The organism is Amycolatopsis echigonensis (assembly GCF_002846615.1).
Classification (GTDB): Bacteria; Actinomycetota; Actinomycetes; order Mycobacteriales; family Pseudonocardiaceae; genus Amycolatopsis; species Amycolatopsis echigonensis.
Genome location: NZ_PJMY01000003.1, coordinates 4,901,986 through 4,919,939, shown reverse-complemented (window position 1 = coordinate 4,919,939; position 17,954 = coordinate 4,901,986). Strand labels below are relative to the sequence as shown.

Here is a 17,954-nt window from a genome sequence, read left to right as displayed (position 1 = left end):
GGCCGTTGACATCGGGGTGACGACTGTCACCCGGAGTGCTCTTTCGATCACGGATCGGCCACGGCTGTACACCAGGTCCGCGTCTTCCGCACCGTGACGGCAATAGTGCCGCCACAGTGGAGCGGGTCCGCCCGGCAACTACGCCGAACGGCACACCGCCCCACCCCGACTGGAGTACCCCCGCGATGGCGCCCGCGCGCACCCCGAAACTGCTGCTGACCGCCTGCCTGCTGTTCTCCGCGGCGGCCTGCGGCGGCGTCAACGCTCGGGAAGGCTCCGCCGCGATGGGCGTCGGCAACCCGGCGGCGCAGCCCGCGGCCGCGCAAGCCTCCGGCGACCTGCAGTTCGGCGCCAATCACCGCTTCGCCAGCGGGATCACGGTCTCGCTGTCCGCCCCGCAGTCCTTCCAGCCGAGCCCGGCGGCGTACCCGCGCAGTGCGCGCGCGGCGGCGTTCTACATCCAGGTCACCAACAACGGCACCGATCCGTACCGGGTTTCCGGGATGTCCGTCACCGCCACGGTCGCCGGGAAGCCGGCGAAGCAGGTCGTCGACGCCACGCAGGGGCTCGGCGGCGTCTCCGACGCCGGGAAGGACCTGATGCCCGGCCGGTCCACGCAGCTCACGCTCGCTTTCGCGGTGCCCGCCGAGAGCGCCCGGATGGCCGTGCAGGTGCGGCCGAGCACCGGCGAGCCCGCCGTCGTCACGTATTGCGGAGACGCCTGAATTACTCTCGTCCCCATGACCGACCAGCGACTCGCCGTGGGCGACGAAGCGCCCGAATTCACCCTGCCGGACAGCACCGGCAAGAACGTCTCGCTCAGCGACTTCCGCGGCCAGGCCGTGGTGGTGTACTTCTACCCTGCCGCGGGCACGCCGGGCTGCACCAAGCAGGCGTGCGATTTCCGGGACAACCTCGCGGAACTGAACGACGCGGGGTATCAGGTGCTGGGGATTTCGCCGGACAAGCCGGAAAAGCTGGCGAAGTTCGTCGAGGCGGAGAAGCTGACCTTCCCGTTGCTGTCCGATGTGGACAAGACAGTGCTGACCGAGTGGGGCGCGTTCGGGGAGAAGAAGAACTACGGGCGGATCGTGCAGGGCGTGATCCGGTCTACGTTCATCGTGGACGCGGAGGGGAAGATCGCCAAGGCCGCCTACAACGTGCGGGCTACCGGGCACGTGGCGAAGCTGATCCGGGATTTGGGGATTTCCGCCTGAATTGCCGCCGGAGCGCGGAGAGGCCGGACACGCCTCTCCGCGCGACCGGTCAGCGACGCACCTGGTAGCGCAGGTGAAGCACCCGGTCGCCCTGAACCACGTCCGGATCCTCCAGCAGGTGCTGCGCTGCGACCGAGCCGAAGTAGCGTTTGCCGGAGCCGAAGACGACCGGCACCACGTCCATGCGCACCTCGTCGACCAGGCCCGCGGCTAACGCCTGGCCACCGACGTCACCAGCGGCGACCTCGACAATGCGGTCGCCTGCTAGCTCTTGCGCTTTGGCGACGGCGGACTTGACGCCGTCGACGAAGTGGAACGGTGCGTCGGGGTTCCAGCCCTCGGGTGCCGGGCGGTGGGTCACGACGACTACGTGGTCGATTCCGCTCGGAGGTGTCCCGTCCCAGCCGTCAGTCAGGTCGAAGACGTGGCGGCCCGCGATGGTCACCCCGATCTGGTCCCAGTACTGCCGGGTGTAGTCGTAGGACGGCTGCGACACCTTCAGCACGCCGCTCTCGTCCAGCGGGACGTCGCCGCTGGTCAGCCAGTCGAACAGCGGGCCGGGCTGGTCGTTTTCGCCGGCGATGAAGCCGTCCGCCGACACCGAGCCGTACATGACGACCTTGCCCACGGGGTTCTCCTCTGCGTTCGGATGGCCCCAAATTAGCGTCTCGCCAGCGGTCGCGCTGGTAAGAAATCAATCGGCCGGGAACGGCCGGCCCTCCAGCGGGTGGCCGGGATGGTCGCGCAGGAACCGCCGCCGGACTTCGACGTACTGGGTCGGCGTTCGGCCGGTGAAGGCGCTGAACTCGTGGCCGAGGGGGCCTCGAAGTAGCCCGCGCGACCGGCCAGGTCGCTCCAGCCGATCGGTCCGGCGGGGTCGATCGCGAACACGGTGGCGGTGAAGCGGTGGGGGCGGGCCAGTCGCTTCGGCGTGATGCCGATGAGTGCCTTGAACCGCGGTGCCAGATGGGTGCTGACTCCGGCGGTCTGACTCAGCTCGCGGACCGGGTCCGGGGGGTGTCCCTATGTTGTTGTCAAGCGGCAGCGGGGGTACTGGTCGGTTCGGGGTGCCGGTAGTTGGTGCGGCTGCGGAGCATGGCGAACAGGACGTCGCAGCGGCGGCGGGCGAGGCAGATCAGCGCGGCGTTGTGTTTCTTGCCCTCGGCTCTCTTCCGGTCGTAGTAGGTCCGGCTGGTGGGGTCGGACAGGGCTGCGAAAGCGGCGAGGAAGAAGGCGCGTTTGAGTCTGCGGTTGCCTGTTCTGGCGGGGTGTTCGCCCTTGATCGAGGTTCCGGAGCGGTGGGTGACCGGGGCGATGCCGGCGTAGGCGGCGAGGTGTCCGGAGGTTTTGAAACCGGAGGCGTCGCCGATTTCGAGGAGGATGCGGGCGGCGGTCCTGACGCCGATGCCGGGCATCGATGTCAGGACCTGGGCAAGAGGGTGTGCATCGAGTATCTCCTCGACTTCGGCGGCGACGGTTTTCCGTTGCTGCAGCACGGTTTTCAGGCTGTCGGCGAGTCTGGGCAGGATCTTGTCCGCGGCGGCGGTGCCCGCGACGGTGACGGTCTGCTCGTCCAGTGCGGCGAGGATGTCCTCGACCAGTTTTGTGCCCATGCGTGGGGCGTGGGTGGTGGCGATCGCCGCGAGTTTGCGGCAACCGGCCTTGCGGATCCCGATAGGGCCGCCGCAGCGGGACAGGATTTCCAGCACGGCAGAGTGACTGATTTTGGGGCCGAGGACGCGTTCGAGGGCGGGGTGGATGCCGGTGAGCAGGCCGCGGATGCGGTTGCTGACCCGGGTCGCTTCGGCGGCGAGGTCGTCGTCGAATCCGACGAGCACGTCCAGCTCGGCCAGGGCTTCGTCGTCGACGTTGAGCCGGCGCAGGGTGTGGGGCAGGGTGCGGGCGGCGTCGGCGATGACATAGGCGTCGCGGGCGTCGGTTTTGGCGTTGCCCGGGTAGAGGTCGGCGATGCGGCGCATCGCCAGCCCTGGCAGGTAGGCCACCTCGTGCCCGCAGGCGCGGGCCACCGCCACGGGCAGTGCGCCGATCGTGGCGGGCTGGTCCACCACGACCAGGACTGGGCCGTGAACAGTGAGTTTGTCGAACATCGCCCGCAACTTCGGCTCACTGTTGGGCAGCGGAGCGTCGTGCAGCCGTTTCCCGGCCGGATCCAGACCGACCGCGTGATGCTCGCCCTTGCCGACGTCCAAGCCGAGGAACACGGCGTATTCGCTGGTCATCGAAGGTATCTTCCGTCTTGTCGTGCATGGTCACCAGTCGAGCATCAAAGGCCGGCAGCCACGTTACGACGAGACCTACCCAGCGGGCGGCCGTGTCCCTATCAGCGGTCCCTCGATGCCACCAAACCCGGTGACACCACCCCCCGGATCATGAACGCGACTGGGGGACTCAGTCATGCCGGGCCTGGCGACCACGAACTCCTTGATCAGGAGCTACGAAAAAGGTAACGGGGAATAGCCGAACCGCCGTGAGCCTCGGCCACGTTACGGACGATTGCCAACCCCAGGCCGCTGCCGCCGGAGGTTCGGCTTCTCGAGGGATCTGCGCGCCAGAAACGGTCGAAAACTCGGGGCAGGTCTCGAGACCAGCCCGGGTCCCGCCCCGGAGCCACCAGCGCGGCTCCAGGGCGGGCGGGAGTTATGCGTCAGCCAGTTTTCGCAGAGCTGGCAGGAGCGCGCGCAGGGCTTTGCCTCGGTGCGAAGCCGCGTCTTTTTCCGCCGGGCTCAGTTCCGCGCTGGTTTTCGTTTCGTTTTCCGGCACGAAGATCGGGTCGTAGCCGAAACCGTTGGTTCCGCGCTTTTCCCTCGTCAGCGTGCCGCGCCATTCGGCCCGGACCGTGGTGATTTCGCCGGACGGGAGAGCCAGTACTGCCGCGCAGACGAAGGCCGCGCCCCGGCGCTCGTCGGGGGTGTCCGTCAGCTGCGCCAGCACCAGGTTCAGGTTCGCCTCGTCGTCGCCGTGCTTGCCGGACCAGCGGGCCGAGAGGACTCCGGGCATGCCGTTGAGAGCGTCGACGGCCAGGCCAGAGTCGTCGGCGATGGCGGGCAGACCGGTGGCGGCGACCGCGTCCCGCGCCTTGGCCGCGGCGTTGCCTTCGAAGTCGGGGGCGGTTTCCGGGGCTTCCGGGAACTCCTCGACGTCGTTCAGGCCGACGACCTCGATGCCCTGGATGCCTTCCGCTTCCAGGATCCGGCGCAGTTCGCCCAGTTTCTTCGCGTTCCGGGTGGCCAGCAGCAGCTTGGTCACTTCTGGCCCTTCTTCTTGTCCGGACGCGGTTCGGGCAACTCGCCCGGGTACGGCAGCGCCAGCGCTTCTTTCTGCAGCCGCGTCAGTTCCTCGCAGCCCGCCAGCGCCAGGTCCAGCATCGTGTCCAAAGTGGACCGCGCGAAGGTGGCCCCCTCGCCGGTGCCCTGCACCTCGATGAGGGTTCCGGCGTCGGTGGCGACCACGTTCATGTCGACCTCGGCGCGCGAGTCCTCCTCGTACGGCAGGTCGAGGCGCACCCGGCCGTCCACGACGCCGACGCTCACCGCGGCCACCGAGGACGACAGCGGCTGTGGGTCGTTGAGCCGGTTCGCCGCTCCCAGCCAGGTGATCGCGTCCGCCAGGGCCACGTAGCCACCGGTGACCGCGGCGGTGCGGGTGCCGCCGTCCGCCTGGATCACGTCGCAGTCGATGACGATGGTGTTCTCGCCGAGCGCGGCCAGGTCGATGCAGGCGCGCAGGGAGCGGCCGATCAGCCGGGAGATCTCGTGCGTCCGCCCGCCGATCCGGCCCTTGACCGCTTCGCGGTCGCTGCGGGTGTTGGTCGCGGACGGGAGCATCGCGTACTCCGCGGTCACCCAGCCGAGACCGGATCCGGCACGCCAGCGCGGCACGCCCTCGGTCACGCTCGCCGCGCACAGCACCCTGGTGTTGCCGAACTCGACGAGCACGGACCCGGCAGGCCACTTCTGGAACCCGCGGGTGAGCTTCACTTCGCGGAGCTGGTCGTCGTTCCTGCCATCTTTTCTAGCCACGCAGCAGACGATACTGCGTGGCAACGCCACTCCGTTGAGGGTGGTGGAGGGGAGGAAGGCGGAGCTAGGACGTGCCTCTGACGCTTTCCGATCAGAGGTCGTAGACCGCGCCTTGCGTCACCAGCTCGGCGTCCGGGAACACAGCTTTGGCCTCGGCCAAGACTGCGTTCCGGTCGGTCCACGGCGCGACGTGCGTCAGCAGCAGACGGCTTACCCCGGCTTCCTTGGCCAGTTCACCTGCTTCTTTGCCGGAGAGGTGCACGCCTGGCGGACGGTCGGCGGCATCGGTCCAGGACGCTTCAGAAAGCAGGACATCGACACCGTCAGCCAGCTCGCCGAGAACTCGGCACTGCCCGGTGTCACCGGTGTACGCGAGGATGGTGCCGCCGTACGCGATACGCAGGCCGAAAGCGGGCGTCGGGTGGTACACGGCGACGGCCGTCACGTCGAAGGGACCGATCTGGACAGTCTCTTCGCGAAGCTCGTGGAACTCGTACACGTCCGATAGGTCCGCGCCAGCTCGTTCAGCTGCGTCTGCCGCGTACGCGTGCGCGAGGCGCGAGGGTGCCTCAGCTGGCGCGTACAGCGGCAGCTGCCTCGGCCGCGCGGGGTACGGCGGCGCGGGGTGGTAGCGGCGAAGCACCGTCAGGGAGTTGACGTCGGCGCAGTGGTCGGCGTGCAGGTGCGAAAGGACAAGCGCGTCCAGGTCGAACGGGTCCAGCACGGTCTGCAATTGGGCGAACGTGCCCGTGCCCAGCTCGAGCCCGAGCCGGTAGCCCTCCGCCTCCAAGAGGTACCCGGACGCGGCGGCGTTCGGCCCGGGGATGCTGCCCGAACACCCGAGGATCGTCAGTCGCACCCCGTCACCCTAACTCCGCTCAGCGGCGCCGCAGCGTCACGCGCTGAGCGGGGCGAGCGCACCCGGCGCGAAGCCCATGAACCGCTGCGCCAAGCGGGCGAACGGCTCCGGCGAACCGGTGGCGAGGAACTCGTGCCGCGGCGGCTCGTCGCGTTCGGCCAGCAGGTCGAGCTCGGTCAGCACGCGGTAGAGGTCCTTGGCGGTTTCGTCGGCGCTGGAGACGAGCGTGACGTCCTGTCCCATCACGATCTGCAGCACGCCGGACAGCAGCGGATAGTGCGTGCAGCCGAGGATGAGTGTGTCGACCTCGGCTGCGAGCAACGGCTCCAGATAGCCCTGCGCCAGGCCGAGGATCTGTCGGCCGGTAGTGATCCCGCGCTCCACGAAGTCCACGAAGCGCGGACAAGCGACGCTGGTGAGGCGTACGTCGGGCGCGGCGGCGAAGGCGTCGTCGTACGCCCTCGAACGCACAGTGCCCTCGGTGCCGATCAGACCGACGCGTCCGCTGTGCGTCGCGACTGCTGCCCGGCGCGCAGCCGGAAGGACCACTTCGATGACAGGTACGTCGTAGCGTTCGCGCGCGTCGCGAAGGCAGGCCGCGGACGCCGTGTTGCATGCGATCACCAACGCCTTCACACCGCTCTCGACCATGTCGTCGAGAGCGGCCAACGCGTACTCGCGAGCGGTGGCGATGGGCAACGGGCCGTACGGGTTGCGCGCGGTGTCGCCGACGTAGCGCAGTTGTTCGGCAGGCAGCAGTTCGAGAATCGAGCGTGCGACGGTGAGCCCGCCGACGCCGGAATCGAAAACACCGATGGGCGCGCCGGGAGAACTCACATCCCGAGGTTACCCGGGGTCGTCGGCTCAGCCTTCGGGGATTTGACGCGTTCGCCGCGTGAGGTCAGCCACGCGGCGAGGATGCCGGCCAGCGCGCCGAAGAGATGGCCTTGCCAGGAGATGCCGGGGTTGCCGGGCAGCAGGCCCCAGAGCATCCCGCTCCAGACGCCGAGCAGCACGACCGCGACCGCGATCTGTGCGAGCGACCGGTGGAACAGGCCGCGCACCAGCAGATACGCGAGCCAGCCGAAGGCAAGGCCGGACGCGCCGACGGTGTAGGCGTTCGCCGGTCCGATCAGCCACACGCCAAGCCCGGAAACCACCCAGATGATCGCCGTGACCACCGCGAACCGGCCGATGCCCGCCGCCATCGCGAGGAAGGAGAAGATCAGCACCGGCACCGTGTTGGAGAACAGGTGCGACCAGCCCGCGTGCAGCAGCGGCGCCCACAGGATGCCGTCGAGGCCGGACGCCTCCCGCGACAGGATCCCGCCGTGCGTGAAGTCGCCCGGGAGGATCACGTCGAGCAGCTCCACGAGGTACAGCACCGCCACGAACCCCAGCGCGACGAACGCCGCGGCCTTGGGACGGGCCGGCAGGATGCGCTTCGCGGCGTCGACCGGCTTGTCGCCGCCGGCAGCGGGCGGCGGCGAGGTCGGCGGGAAGGGAGGCAGTGTGCTCACGACCTCAGGCTACGTCGCGGGCGAGCGGGCGGCCTCGGGAGAAATCCCTGAACTTCAGGCCCGGGACGCGGTCCGTGAAGGACTCCTTCCGGGAATCTGATTCCCTCAAGGAGTCCTTCACGGACAGTCAAAGGTCAGGCCCAGAGCTGACCGTCAAGCCGTTCTGCCGCTTCGTCCAGCGACCCGGAATACGCGCCGGTCGACAGATACTTCCACCCGGCGTCCGCGACCACGAAAGCCACGTCCGCCTTTTCGCCGCGGGCAGCGGCCTTCTCCGCGACCCCGAGAGCGGCGTGCAGCACCGCACCCGTGGAGATCCCGGCGAAAATGCCCTCGTGCTCCAGCAGCTCCCGCGTCCGCCGGAGAGCGTCGTACGCCCCCACCGAATAGCGTCCGTTGAGCACACTTTCGTCGTACAGCTCTGGCACGAACCCCTCGTCGAGGTTCCGCAAGCCGTAGACCAGCTCGCCGTACCGGGGCTCAGCCGCGATGACCTGGACGTCCGGCTTGGTCTCGTGCAGGTACCGGCCCACTCCCACCAGCGTCCCGGTCGTCCCGAGGCCGCCGACGAAATGCGTCAGCGTCGGCAGGTCCTTCAGTAGCTCAGGCCCGGTGCCGCGGTAGTGCGCGTCCGCGTTGGCCGGGTTGCCGTACTGGTACAGCATCACCCAGTCCGGGTTCTGCTTCGCCAGCTCCTTGGCCCGCCGCACCGCCTCGTTCGAGCCGCCCGCGGCCGGCGAGAACACGATCCGCGCGCCGTACGCCTGCAGCAGCTGCTTGCGTTCGGCCGACGTGTTCTCCGGCATCACGCACACCAGGCCGTAACCCTTGAGCTTCGCGGCCATGGCCAGCGAAATCCCGGTGTTGCCCGAGGTCGGTTCGAGGATCGTGGACCCTCGGCGCAGGATGCCGTCCCGCTCCGCCGCCTCGATCATCGCCAGCGCGGGCCGGTCCTTGATCGAGCCGGTCGGGTTGCGGTCCTCGAGCTTCGCCCACAGCCGCACCTCGTCGGTCGGGGACAGCCGCGGCAGCCCGACCAGCGGCGTGCCGCCGAGGGCGTCGAGGAGGGAGTCGTAGCGAGTCACCGGCTCAGCGCGCGCCGCCCGCGACGGCGGGCAGGATGGTGAGGGTGTCGCCGTCCTTGACCTCGGCGTCGAGCCCGCCGGAGAAGCGCACGTCCTCGTCGTTGACGTAGACGTTGATGAAGCGGTGCAGCTTCTCCTCCTTGACCAGGCGCGCCTTCAGCCCGGCGTGCCGCGACTCGACGTCGTCGATGATCTCGAGGACGGTCTTGCCCGACGCCTCGACGGACTTCTCGCCGCCGGTGTGGGTGCGCAGGATGGTCGGGATGGACACGGTCACGGCCATGGTTTCTTACCTCCGGGTGGGTTCCTAACACGCTGACGCATCGGACGCCGCGCTTTATTCCGGGATCAGTCGATGATCTCGACCGGCTCCTCGGTGATCTCGGCGTCCACGATCCGGTACGAGCGGAACTCGTGCGAATCGGGCTCTCGGGTCGAGACGAGCACGTAGTGCGCGTCGGGTTCGGCGGCGATGTTCGCGTCGGTGCGCGACGGATAGGCCTCGGTCGCGGTGTGCGAGTGGTAGATGACCACCGGGACCTCGTCGTTCGCGTCCATCTCGCGGTAAAGCTTGAGCAGGTCGCCCGAGTCGAACTCGTAGAACGTCGGCGAACGGGCCGCGTTCAGCATCGGGATGAACCGCTCGGGGCGGTCCGAACCGGCAGGACCGGCCACCACCCCGCACGCTTCGTCGGGGTGGTCACGGCGGGCGTGGGCGACGATCTCGTCGACGAGTTCACGGCGGATCCGGAGCACACGGACATCTTAGTTCGTGGACCGAACCAGTCCACACTGTGAGAGCTACCGCTCATCCGCAGGTCAGGGCACAATAGCGGGATGCCGGTGTCGTCGAAGGTCCGCGAACGCTGCCGTTCGTTCCTGGTCGAGGGCGACGTCGTCCAGTACGTGTTTCCCGCCACGTCGCTGATGGTGTCGATGATGGCCGCGCACCGGAACTTCGTCGTCGTGGTGACCGACCGGCACGTGACGGTCCTCGCCTGCAGCGCTTTCCGCCGGTGGAAGCCGGTCTCGGTGTGGGCGCAGCTGCCGAGGTCGACCGAGCTGGGCCCGGTGGACCTGCATCCGTCGCTCGGGGCGACCGTGTCGTTCGGCGGCCTGGTGCTGGAGATCGAGGACGAGTATGTGGCCGCGGTGCGCGCCGCCGACCTCGAGCGGAGCGAGGACGCCCTCCCGCAGGACCCGTTCTGACCTCAGCCGAAAGCTTCCGGCCACACATCGCGATAAGCCGGGACACCAGCCGCTGAAGTCGCCGACAGCAGTCCGTGCACCATCGCTCGCGCGAACACCCGCGCAGCCGCCGCACAAAGCGCGTCCAGCGCGCCCGCTCGCGCCGCCACCGCGAACGACCCGGGCTCCCCTGGCAGCTCCCGTGCACCTGTCGCCAGCGCGAACACGGTGTCGCCGTCGAACATCGAGTGCGCCGGACGCACCGCGCGCGCCAACCCGTCCTGCGCGGCCACCGTCAACCGGCGCGCCTCGGCCTTCGTCAACGCCGCATCGCAAGCCACCACACCGATCGTGGTGTTCAGATCGGTCCGCTGCCCGGGCACCTCGCCGGGACGGTCCGGCCAGCGGACGCCGAACTCGCCGTCTACTTCGTGATCAGCGGCAAAAGCCCGCCCAGTCGCGAAATCCACTGCCTGGCCGGCCGCGTTCACCGCGACGATCGCGCCGACCGTCACCTCGCCGACGACCTCGCTGGCCGTCCCGATGCCGCCCTTGAGCGAGCCGACCACCGCGCCCGAACCCGCGCCGACGGTGCCCATCGCGACCGCGTCCCCGGCTGCTTCGCAAGCGGCGTAACCGAAATCGGCGTCCGGCCGGTTGCCCCACGCACTGCGCGGCAGGTCGAACAGCACCGCCGCGGGCACGATCGGCACCACCTCATACGGTTGTGCGCCAACGGGAAACCCGAAATTCCGCTCGGACAGCCATCGCATCACGCCGTCCGCCGCCGCGAGCCCGTACGCGCTTCCGCCGGAGAGACAGACCGCGTTCACCTGCTGCACCAGGTTTTCCGGCTCCAGCAAGTTGGTTTCGCGCGTGCCGGGCGCGCCGCCGCGCTGATCGACCGCGCCGGTCGCGCCGTCCGGCACGAGCACGACAGTGGTTCCGCTGGCCCAGCCGTCGCCCAGCCGCTGGTGATGGCCTACGAGCACGCCGGGAACGTCGGTGATTTTCCCGCCGGTCAGCCGGTCAGCGCCTGGATCAGCGTCTCCTGCACCCATGTGAGCCAATGGTAGACGCCGAGATGGGGGGCACGGGGGTCGTCGTCCGGCAGCTCGTCGGGCATGTCCTCGGTGACGTCGAGCGCGGTGCCCAGCGCCAGCCGGACGTCGTTCAGCGCGCCGAGCCAGGCGTCGGCCTGCTCGAAGGTCAGCTTCACCGAACCGCCGTCGCGCGGCAGCGTGTCGAGCACGGTCTTCGCGACGCCGACCTTCTTCTCCAGCAGCTCCGGCTCGTGCAGCGACCGCATCGCCGCGGCCGAATCGAGGTCCTCGCGGCTCGGGTTGTCCGGGTCGAGCCGGTGGAAGTCCGGCAGCAGCCGCGACAGCACCGGGTCGTCCGGCGATTCGGCGGGTCCGGTGCGGATGCCGGTCAGCTCGGCCAGTTCGTCCTGCGGGGCCTCCTCGGCCCGCGCGGTGAGCATGTCCTCCAGCTGCCCGACCAGCCCGCGCAGCACCGCGGCTTCCTGCTGTTCGAACCCGGCGAGAATGGCGTCCCCCTTGCGCCGCCAGGCCTTCACGAGGGCTGTTCCATGGTCGCCCACAGGCCCGCGGCGTGCAGCTTCGCCACGTCGGTCTCCACCTTCTCCTTCGAACCGGACGACACGATCGCCCTGCCCTTGTTGTGCACGTCGAGCATGAGCTTCGTGGCGTGGTCCCGGCTGTAGCCGAACAGCTTCTGGAAGACGTACGTCACGTACGACATCAGGTTGACCGGATCGTTCCAGACGATCGTCCGCCAAGGCTGGTCGGATTCGGCCAGCTCGGCCCCGAGTGGATCGACCTGCGTCTGTTCGGATGCGACAGGCGTGGACATGCACACCATGGTGTCACGGGGCCGTCCCGGTACGCCGCGCCAGGTCCGTCCATGTGAGTGAATAGGGTGCTCCCATGGGTTCCCCCGAGCCGGTCACCAGCGCCAGCACGGCGCTGCTCACCGACCACTACGAGCTGACCATGCTGGCGAGCGCGCTCGCGGACGGGACGGCCGACCGGCCGTGCGTGTTCGAAGTCTTCGCGCGCCGGCTTCCCGACGGCCGCCGGTACGGCGTCGTCGCCGGCACCGCGCGCGTGCTCGACGCGATCGCCGAGTTCCGGTTCACCGACGCCGAACTGGCCATGCTGGAGCAGACCGCGGTCGTCGACGCGGAAACGCTGGCGTGGCTGGCCGACTACGAGTTCCGCGGCGACATCGACGGCTACCGCGAAGGCGACCTGTACTTCCCCGGTTCGCCGATCCTCACCGTGACCGGCAGTTTCGCCGAGGCGGTGGTGCTGGAAACGCTGGTGCTGTCGATCCTCAACCACGACAGCGCGATCGCGTCGGCGGCAGCGCGGATGTCCGGCGCGGCGCACGGCAGGCCGATCATCGAGATGGGCGGACGGCGCACGCACGAGTACGCCGCGGTCGCCGCCGCGCGCGCCGCCTACCTGGCCGGATTCGCCACCACGTCGAACCTCGAAGCGGGCCGCCGCTACGGGATCCCGACCCGCGGCACGGTCGCGCACGCGTTCATGCTGCTGCACGACAGCGAGGAAGCCGCGTTCCGCGCCCAGGTCAGCAAGATGGGCGCGGACACCACTCTCCTGGTGGACACCTACGACATCACCGCGGGCATCGAGGCGGCCGTGCGCGTCGCCGGTCCGGAGCTGGGCGCGATCCGGATCGACTCCGGCGACGTCGGCCCGCTCGCCCGCAAGGCCCGCGACCAGCTCGACGCGCTCGGCGCGAAGGACACCCGGATCGTGGTGTCCGGCGACCTCGACGAGCACGCGATCGCGGCGCTGCGCGCGGAGCCGGTGGACGCGTACGGCGTCGGCACCTCGGTGGTCACCGGATCCGGCGCGCCGACCGCCGGCATGGTGTACAAGCTGGTCGAGGTCGACGGCAGGCCGGTCGCGAAACGCAGTGCGCACAAGGAATCCCGCGGCGGGCGCAAGCACGCGCTGCGCCGGCACCGCGACACCGGGACCGCGGTCGAGGAAGTGGTCTGGACCGCCGCCAGCGGCCGTCCGGAGCCCGGCGAGAACGATCTCGACCTGCAGATCCCCCTGGTGCGCGGTGGCGTGCCGATGGATGATTTGCCCACGCTGGACGACGCGCGTGCCCGCCTGCGGCGCGCGCAGGTGAGCCTGCCGTGGGAGGGCCTCAAGCTCTCGCACGGCGAGCCCGCGATACCGACGACTTTTCTGTAGGGAGCCGACCATGGGAACCGCGCTGATCGTGGTGGACGTGCAGAACGACTTCTGCGAGGGAGGCTCGCTCGGCCTGCCGGGCGGGGCGGCCGCCGCGACCGCCATCTCGCGGCGGATGGCCGACGGCGGCTACGCGCACATCGTCGCCACCCGCGACCACCACATCGACCCGGGCGACCACTTCAGCGACACGCCCGACTTCAACACCAGCTGGCCGCCGCACTGCATCGCGGGCACCGCGGGCGCGTCGTTCCACTCGGAACTGGACGTGGTGCCGGTCGAGGCAGTGTTCTCGAAGGGCGAGTACAGCGCCGCGTACTCCGGTTTCGAGGGCAAGTCCGGCGACGGCAAGACGCTCGAGGAATGGCTGCGCGCGCATGAAGTGACCGACGTCGACGTCGTCGGCATCGCCACCGACTTCTGCGTGCGCGCCACCGCCCTCGACGCCGCGGGCGCCGGGTTCAACGTGCACGTGCTGCTGGATCTGACCGTCGGCGGATCGCGGCCGACGGTGGACGCGACGCTGAAGGACTTCGACAAGGCAGGCGTCCGCTACACCGGCACGCCCGCCTTGCCGCCCGCCTGACGCGTCACTGCTTGGGCGCACCGCCCTTGCCGTACGGGTTGCACGCCGCGGTGCCGAGGTAGATGTCCCCGCTGGCCGGACCGCCTTGCGGGAACAGCTTCACGTGCACCGCGTGCGTGACCAGGCTGCCGTCGGCGGGCTGCGGCGTCACCGTCTCGTTGAGCGTGATCGTGGCCAGCGCCGTGCCCGCGGCGCCGCCGGGGATCGTGACGCGGTAGTTCGCCGGGATCGACGACGGCGCGGTGAAGCCGGAGACCTCGCCGATCGACATCGAACCGGTGCTGCCCGAATCCGTCGTGGTAGTGCAGCCGACCGAGTACGTGCGGACCTTCAGTTCAGGCCCGCCGTACCGGGTGAGCAGGTCGGATTCGAAGCGCTGGCCGCCGGTCCGCACCATCGCGACCTGGCCTTGTCGCTCGCAGGTGGTGCCGCCGAAACCGAACACCGCGACGTCGCCTGCCGCGCCGCCGGTGGTACGCGCGGAAGCCGGCCCGTCGGCGTCGCACCGGGCCAGTTCGCCGGTGACGACGTGCTGGTGGTCCACCAGGACGTCGAGGCTGCCCGCGGAACCCCAGCCGGTGGACGTCGGCGGATCGGCGTGCGCCACCGCGGGCACCGCCGCCAGGAAAACCCCGGTGACCAGCAAGATCCGTCCGCGCATTCGACTGCTCTCCCTTCGCCCGTGCTTCGACATCGGCAGCGCGGAGGGGGTCCCAAACGTCGACGGTCGCAGCTCACCCGGACGTGTGGCGGACGACAGGGGTGGTGAGGAACGCAACTTGTCTCGTTCCGTCGCCTCGCTCGACGATAACCTGCCCTGACGTCCGTTTTCCGTGGTTGGAGGTCCCGTGTCGTCACTGTCTCTCCCGGCCCGCCGTCAAGTGCTGGCCGACCTCGTGCCCGGCACTCTGGTGCGCGACCTGGCGCTCGTCGCCGGCGGGGCCGTGCTCACCGGCGCGGCCGCGCAACTGGTCATCCCGCTTCCCGGCACACCGGTGCCGATGACGGGCCAGACCTTCGCCGCGCTGCTCGTCGGCGCGACGCTCGGCATGCGCCGCGGCGCTGCCTCGCTGCTGCTGTACTTGCTCGTCGGCGCGGCCGGCGTGCCGTGGTTCCAGGGCGGAACCTCCGGGCTGTCCGGAGCCTCGGCCGGCTACATCGTCGGGTTCGTGTTCGCCGGCGCCCTCGTGGGCACCCTCGCCCGCCGCGGCGGCGACCGCACTCCGCTGCGCACGGCGGGGACCATGGTGCTCGGCAACGTCGCGATCTACGCCTTCGGCGTGCCGTGGCTGATGGCCGTCACCGGGTTCGATCTCGCCACCGCTTTCGACAAGGGCGTCACGCCGTTTCTCGTCGGTGACGTGCTGAAGACCGTGGTCGCGGCCGGGGTGCTGCCGCTCGCGTGGGCCGCGGTTTCGCGCTTCCGCAAGGAAGACTGAGCCGGAATTCCGGGAGCTTCGGTCCGGCGCGACGGGTCCGTTCGCGCCGGATCGAAGATCCTGTCGGGGCTGGCGGCTATCGTGTCTCGCTGTGCCCGCCCGAACCGATTTCCCCGGCGTCCTCGAACTCCTCACCCACGCGGTGGAGTCTGTCGGCGGCGCTGAACGCCCCGGCCAGGTGAAGATGGCCGACGCCGTCGGCCACGCCATCCGCACCGGCGAACACCTCGCCGTGCAAGCGGGAACGGGCACCGGCAAATCGCTGGCGTACCTGGTGCCCGCGATCCGGCACGCGGTGGAGAAAGACACCACCGTCGTCGTTTCCACCGCCACCATCGCGTTGCAGCGCCAGCTGGTCGACCGCGATCTCCCGCGCCTGGCGAAGGCGCTCAAGAAGCCGCTCGGGCGCGAACCGACCTTCGCGATCCTCAAGGGCCGCCGCAACTATCTCTGCCTGCACCGGCTCGACACCGGCCCGGCCGACGAACCCGACGACGCGCAGCTGTTCGACCCGTTCGCGGTGTCCCGGCTGGGCAAGGAAGTCACGCGGCTGCACGAGTGGACGTCGGACACCGAAACCGGCGACCGCGACGAGCTGGTGCCCGGCGTGTCCGACCAGGCGTGGCGGCAGGTTTCCGTCACCGCAAGGGAATGTCTCGGCGCCGCGAAGTGCCCGGTCGGCACCGATTGCTTCGCCGAACGCGCGCGAGCCGAGGCGGGCCGAGCCGATGTCGTGGTCACCAACCACGCGCTGCTGGCCATCGACGCGCTGCAGGGCTACCAGGTGCTGCCGGACCACGACCTGGTGATCATCGACGAGGCGCACGACCTGGTCGACCGGGTCACCTCGGTCGCGACCGGCGAGCTCACCAGCGCCATGGTGTCGGCCGCCGCGCGGCGCTGCGGAAAGCTGATCGACGCGGGAATCGCGGACCGGCTGCTGGAGTCCTCCGACGGGCTCGCGCTGATCCTCGACGACATCCCGGCCGGACGGCTCGACGCGCTGCCCCGGCCGTTGCAGGGCGCGATCCCGGCGGTGCGCGACGCGGCGAAGGAATGCCTCACCGCGCTGGGCTCGGATCGCAAGGAAGACGTCGGCGAGGCGACCGCGCGCAAACTGGCGCGGTCGCTGCTCGAAGAAGTGCACGACACCGCGGTGCGGCTGCTCGAGGCGTACGACGAAGATCTGGCGCACCAACGCGACGTCGTCTGGGTGACCGGCGACAAGTACTCCGCGAACCCGCGGCCGCCGGCGTTGAAGGTCGCGCCGCTGGGCGTCGCGGGATTGCTGCGGGAGCGGGTCTTCAATCAGCACACCACCGTGCTGACCTCGGCGACGCTGACGCTCGGCGGCGAATTCGACACCATGGCCCGGCAATGGGGTCTCCCGCCGAGCGGCGCGCGCGTGGTGAAGTCGCCGGGCACGGCCACCGACAAGGAAGCCCCGTCCGACGAGGACAACGGCCCGAAATGGACCGGACTGGACGTCGGATCGCCGTTCGACCACCGCCGCAACGGCATCCTCTATCTCGCCAAGCACCTGCCGCCGCCGGGAAGGGACGGGCTCGCCGAGTCCACAATGGACGAACTGGCCGGGCTGGTCGAAGCCGCCGGCGGCCGTACGCTGGGCCTGTTCTCCTCGATGCGCGCGGCGAAACAGGCCGCGGAGGCCATGCGGGAACGGCTCGACCACCCGATCCTCTGCCAGGGCGACGACGCCACGCCGTTGCTGGTGCGGCAGTTCGCCGAGGACGCGCGCACCTGTCTGTTCGGCACGCTCACGCTGTGGCAGGGCGTCGACGTGCCGGGTCCGTCGCTGCAGCTCGTGGTGGTGGACCGGATCCCGTTCCCCCGTCCGGACGATCCGGTGTTGTCCGCTCGCCAGCGCGCGGTGGAAGCCCGGGGCGGCAACGGATTTCTCACCGTGGCCGCGACGCACGCGGCGTTGCTGCTGGCACAGGGCACCGGACGGCTGCACCGCTCGGTCACCGACCGCGGCGTAGTGGCCGTGCTGGACTCCCGTCTGGCCACCGCGCGCTACGGCGGTTTCCTGCGCGCGTCGCTGCCGCCGTTCTGGCCGACGACAGATCCGCAGGTCGCGCGCGACGCACTGAAGCGACTCGACGCGGCCGCGCCCGCCTGACCGAGCGCGGCGGACGGGCGGGTACGGTGAGTGGAACGAACACGACAGGGAGCACCGTTGACCCAGGATTCGTCCAGCGCCCAATCCCGGACCGTCAGTGTTGACGACACCGGGGTTCGGCGCCGGCTCGCCGATGGCAGCGAAGAAGCTGTGACGTGGTCGGAGCTGCAATCCGTCATGGTGAGAGTCATCCCCGACGGCCCCTGGAACGAAGACGTCTTCTTCATGCTGGTCGGCAACGACGGCAAAGGCACCGCGGTCCCGAGCGGCGACCCGGCCGCGGACGCCCTCATCGAACGCCTCCAGACCCTGCCCGGCTTCGACAACGAGAAGTTCATCGAGGCGATGACCACGGACGCTGACCAGGCGTACGTGGTGTGGCAAAGCTGAGCTTGAGTCTGGTTTGAGCCGCGCCGGGGTTCGGCTGGCGCGTTCGCTGCCGGTGGCGGCGGGGAAAACCCTTGCTGGACAAGGGGCGCGGCGGCTTTGACGGGTGCGGCCAGAGCTGTTCGAGACCGTGCCGCAGTGGCTGCTTGGCACGGTTGTTCGGCGATCCTGGCACGAGGATCGCCTGCCGTCAGCTCTGCTTGGCCACCACCGCAGGAACCACCTGCTGCGGCAAC

22 protein-coding genes and 2 pseudogenes are annotated in these 17,954 nt (G+C 69.7%); 8 read left to right on the top strand and 16 right to left on the bottom strand.

Going from position 1 to position 17,954, the window contains the following annotated elements; translation table 11 throughout:
- The first annotated feature begins 185 nt into the window (after window positions 1-185).
- Together ATK30_RS28590 and bcp are read left to right on the top strand one after the other, a co-directional pair.
- Window positions 186-725 carry a hypothetical protein gene (locus ATK30_RS28590; protein ID WP_101438116.1) on the top strand — a complete coding sequence of 180 codons (540 nt, stop codon included), beginning with the start codon at window positions 186-188 and terminating at the stop codon, window positions 723-725.
- Between the two features lie 15 nt (window positions 726-740).
- Window positions 741-1,217 (top strand): thioredoxin-dependent thiol peroxidase, encoded by a 477-nt coding sequence (gene bcp / locus ATK30_RS28585; RefSeq protein ID WP_101438115.1) that lies wholly within the window; start codon window positions 741-743, stop codon window positions 1,215-1,217.
- A gap of 49 nt (window positions 1,218-1,266) precedes the next feature.
- On the opposite strand, the gene ATK30_RS28580 is transcribed toward bcp, so the two are convergent.
- From ATK30_RS28580 to ATK30_RS28525, 12 genes and pseudogenes are all read right to left on the bottom strand, one after another.
- Window positions 1,267-1,845, bottom strand: a complete 579-nt coding sequence (locus ATK30_RS28580) for a dihydrofolate reductase family protein (protein ID WP_101438114.1) — start codon at window positions 1,843-1,845, stop codon at window positions 1,267-1,269.
- Between the two features lie 66 nt (window positions 1,846-1,911).
- A pseudogene (locus tag ATK30_RS47790) lies at window positions 1,912-2,207 on the bottom strand (AraC family transcriptional regulator); the annotation flags it as partial.
- 44 nt (window positions 2,208-2,251) lie between these two features.
- Window positions 2,252-3,457: an IS110 family RNA-guided transposase gene (locus ATK30_RS28570; RefSeq protein WP_037361642.1), complete on the bottom strand. Its 1,206-nt coding sequence runs from the start codon at window positions 3,455-3,457 to the stop codon at window positions 2,252-2,254.
- A 206-nt stretch (window positions 3,458-3,663) separates the two neighbouring features.
- Window positions 3,664-3,816: pseudogene (locus ATK30_RS28565) on the bottom strand (ATP-binding protein); the annotation flags it as partial.
- Window positions 3,817-3,875: 59 nt separating this feature from the next.
- Window positions 3,876-4,484 (bottom strand): RdgB/HAM1 family non-canonical purine NTP pyrophosphatase, encoded by a 609-nt coding sequence (gene rdgB / locus ATK30_RS28560; RefSeq protein ID WP_101438113.1) that lies wholly within the window; start codon window positions 4,482-4,484, stop codon window positions 3,876-3,878.
- Window positions 4,481-5,257: a ribonuclease PH gene (gene rph, locus ATK30_RS28555; RefSeq protein WP_009082482.1), complete on the bottom strand. Its 777-nt coding sequence runs from the start codon at window positions 5,255-5,257 to the stop codon at window positions 4,481-4,483. The genes rdgB and rph overlap by 4 nt, the downstream gene beginning before the upstream one ends.
- Before the next feature lie 91 nt (window positions 5,258-5,348).
- Window positions 5,349-6,116, bottom strand: a complete 768-nt coding sequence (locus ATK30_RS28550) for an MBL fold metallo-hydrolase (protein ID WP_101438112.1) — start codon at window positions 6,114-6,116, stop codon at window positions 5,349-5,351.
- 36 nt (window positions 6,117-6,152) lie between these two features.
- Window positions 6,153-6,953 carry a glutamate racemase gene (murI, locus tag ATK30_RS28545; protein WP_101438111.1) on the bottom strand — a complete coding sequence of 267 codons (801 nt, stop codon included), beginning with the start codon at window positions 6,951-6,953 and terminating at the stop codon, window positions 6,153-6,155.
- Complete coding sequence (locus ATK30_RS28540; protein ID WP_416332814.1) at window positions 6,950-7,636, bottom strand: rhomboid family intramembrane serine protease; 687 nt, start codon at window positions 7,634-7,636, stop codon at window positions 6,950-6,952. The genes murI and ATK30_RS28540 overlap by 4 nt, the downstream gene beginning before the upstream one ends.
- A gap of 134 nt (window positions 7,637-7,770) precedes the next feature.
- Complete coding sequence (locus ATK30_RS28535) at window positions 7,771-8,721, bottom strand: PLP-dependent cysteine synthase family protein (protein ID WP_101438110.1); 951 nt, start codon at window positions 8,719-8,721, stop codon at window positions 7,771-7,773.
- 4 nt (window positions 8,722-8,725) lie between these two features.
- Window positions 8,726-9,004: a MoaD/ThiS family protein gene (locus ATK30_RS28530; RefSeq protein WP_009082495.1), complete on the bottom strand. Its 279-nt coding sequence runs from the start codon at window positions 9,002-9,004 to the stop codon at window positions 8,726-8,728.
- Window positions 9,005-9,069: 65 nt separating this feature from the next.
- Complete coding sequence (locus ATK30_RS28525) at window positions 9,070-9,477, bottom strand: M67 family metallopeptidase (RefSeq protein WP_009082496.1); 408 nt, start codon at window positions 9,475-9,477, stop codon at window positions 9,070-9,072.
- Window positions 9,478-9,558: 81 nt separating this feature from the next.
- Here ATK30_RS28525 and ATK30_RS28520 point away from each other — a divergent pair, with 81 nt between their 5' ends.
- The gene (locus ATK30_RS28520; RefSeq protein WP_101438109.1) at window positions 9,559-9,930 is read left to right on the top strand and encodes a hypothetical protein; all 372 of its coding nucleotides are present in this window, start codon (window positions 9,559-9,561) and stop codon (window positions 9,928-9,930) included.
- Between the two features lie 2 nt (window positions 9,931-9,932).
- Here the strand turns inward: ATK30_RS28520 and ATK30_RS28515 are convergent, their stop codons facing one another.
- From ATK30_RS28515 to clpS, 3 genes are read right to left on the bottom strand one after another with little or no spacing between them, the layout of a single operon-like run.
- The gene (locus tag ATK30_RS28515; protein ID WP_101438108.1) at window positions 9,933-10,970 is read right to left on the bottom strand and encodes a P1 family peptidase; all 1,038 of its coding nucleotides are present in this window, start codon (window positions 10,968-10,970) and stop codon (window positions 9,933-9,935) included.
- Window positions 10,931-11,488, bottom strand: a complete 558-nt coding sequence (locus ATK30_RS28510) for a DUF2017 domain-containing protein (RefSeq protein ID WP_101438107.1) — start codon at window positions 11,486-11,488, stop codon at window positions 10,931-10,933. The genes ATK30_RS28515 and ATK30_RS28510 overlap by 40 nt, the downstream gene beginning before the upstream one ends.
- Entirely contained in the window at window positions 11,485-11,784 is a 300-nt protein-coding gene (gene clpS, locus ATK30_RS28505) for an ATP-dependent Clp protease adapter ClpS (RefSeq protein ID WP_037718267.1), read from the bottom strand. The genes ATK30_RS28510 and clpS overlap by 4 nt, the downstream gene beginning before the upstream one ends.
- A gap of 74 nt (window positions 11,785-11,858) precedes the next feature.
- Here clpS and ATK30_RS28500 point away from each other — a divergent pair, with 74 nt between their 5' ends.
- Window positions 11,859-13,163 carry a nicotinate phosphoribosyltransferase gene (locus ATK30_RS28500; RefSeq protein ID WP_101438106.1) on the top strand — a complete coding sequence of 435 codons (1,305 nt, stop codon included), beginning with the start codon at window positions 11,859-11,861 and terminating at the stop codon, window positions 13,161-13,163.
- 10 nt (window positions 13,164-13,173) lie between these two features.
- Window positions 13,174-13,749, top strand: a complete 576-nt coding sequence (locus ATK30_RS28495; RefSeq protein ID WP_101438105.1) for an isochorismatase family protein — start codon at window positions 13,174-13,176, stop codon at window positions 13,747-13,749.
- Between the two features lie 4 nt (window positions 13,750-13,753).
- Here ATK30_RS28495 and ATK30_RS28490 read toward each other — a convergent pair whose 3' ends face one another.
- The gene (locus ATK30_RS28490; RefSeq protein WP_167442022.1) at window positions 13,754-14,410 is read right to left on the bottom strand and encodes a hypothetical protein; all 657 of its coding nucleotides are present in this window, start codon (window positions 14,408-14,410) and stop codon (window positions 13,754-13,756) included.
- A 187-nt stretch (window positions 14,411-14,597) separates the two neighbouring features.
- On the opposite strand from ATK30_RS28490, the gene ATK30_RS28485 reads away from it, so the two are divergent.
- The 3 genes from ATK30_RS28485 to ATK30_RS47785 all read left to right on the top strand — a co-directional run bounded on the left by ATK30_RS28485 (window position 14,598) and on the right by ATK30_RS47785 (window position 17,721).
- Complete coding sequence (locus tag ATK30_RS28485) at window positions 14,598-15,188, top strand: biotin transporter BioY (protein ID WP_101438103.1); 591 nt, start codon at window positions 14,598-14,600, stop codon at window positions 15,186-15,188.
- Window positions 15,189-15,279: 91 nt separating this feature from the next.
- The gene (locus ATK30_RS28480; RefSeq protein WP_101438102.1) at window positions 15,280-17,331 is read left to right on the top strand and encodes an ATP-dependent DNA helicase; all 2,052 of its coding nucleotides are present in this window, start codon (window positions 15,280-15,282) and stop codon (window positions 17,329-17,331) included.
- A gap of 57 nt (window positions 17,332-17,388) precedes the next feature.
- Complete coding sequence (locus tag ATK30_RS47785; protein WP_009082506.1) at window positions 17,389-17,721, top strand: hypothetical protein; 333 nt, start codon at window positions 17,389-17,391, stop codon at window positions 17,719-17,721.
- Window positions 17,722-17,954 lie beyond the last annotated feature (233 nt).